The 1,069-nt window shown below is 43.7% G+C and carries 1 protein-coding gene; it reads right to left on the bottom strand.

Annotated features, from left to right (window positions below):
• Positions 1-239: 239 nt before the first annotated feature.
• Positions 240-452 (bottom strand): hypothetical protein, encoded by a 213-nt coding sequence (locus tag ACCI49_RS24755; RefSeq protein WP_371841931.1) that lies wholly within the window; start codon positions 450-452, stop codon positions 240-242.
• Positions 453-1,069: the final 617 nt, after the last annotated feature.

Raw genomic sequence — 1,069 nt, 5'->3', positions numbered from 1 at the left:
ACTGCCACTCTCGATGGGATTGAGACTGCTCACATGATCCGAAAAGGACAGCTGGGACAGGAAGGCATCCCAGCCTATCGCCAATTTATGGCGCTCGCAGGATAACTGTGTCCAGGCCATAGGTACGTTTCAGCCATACGGAAAGCTTGCGACAGAACCTACAAAAAAACCTCGGGCCGAAGCACGAGGTTTTGTATCTCACAGGACGCAGAGTTGGCTTCATCACAGTCCTTAGTGACTTACAGCTTGTCTTCCGGTTTATTTATCAATTCATCCTTCAAGGCTTCATGAACTGGGTTCTGAATAAAGCTTCGGTTGATGTTGTCCGATAAGGTTTTCTTTAATTCCTCCGGACTCATTAAATCTTCAGAATTTTCTACGCCTTGAACATCTGCTGTACCCATTTGTGCATCAATATTTTGGTCTGCGATTTTATTATCTATAGGACACATGGTTTTAGTCTCTCTATTGGATTGATTGATAATTTAATTATTCTTTTGTTTATGGAGCTCTCTAAATTTTGTCTTTTTACTGCACCTCCTTCAGTTTAATCGCATTACGTGGTGCAGCTGGAAACATTCGTATCTACTCCTACATTCCACCCTTGCATACCCCTTAAAACAAAAAAAGGTTACCAGCCACCAGGAGTTTCGACAAAGCCTACATTATAAATTACTGCGCCCGCACGAGTTTGGCTCTCCCTCACTACGAAATATCCTTCTTCTGGGTTCGTATGATGGATACACTCATATACGAAGTCTAATGAAGGAATCGTGAAGTATAAAGCGCTAGAAGTAACGTGCTCCACTTTTATATAACCGCCCACAACCAGTCGGACCCTATAATCATTATCAACGATGAATGCACCTCCAGGAGGTTGACGCCATTGTTCATTTGATTGAGGTTACTCATCTATTGCAGGAGTTCGCGGAACGGTTTTGATGAGCTCACGCTTAAGGGCTCCTTGCCGAACTTCTTGTCGGAATTCATTTGCTGAGGGAAATTGAAGACCATTCAGTTGGGTTAAGGCTCTTCGCTGGAGAATTCGTTGATATGCGGGGTAGAGCAG

This window comes from Microbulbifer epialgicus (genome assembly GCF_041447265.1).
Lineage (GTDB): Bacteria > Pseudomonadota > Gammaproteobacteria > Pseudomonadales > Cellvibrionaceae > Microbulbifer > Microbulbifer epialgicus.
This window is presented reverse-complemented; position numbering and strand designations above follow the sequence as displayed.

Bases quoted from the DNA above. Each gene is read 5' to 3' on its own strand.
- ACCI49_RS24755 (WP_371841931.1), bottom strand. From the start codon at position 452: ATGTGTCCTATAGATAATAAAATCGCAGACCAAAATATTGATGCACAA.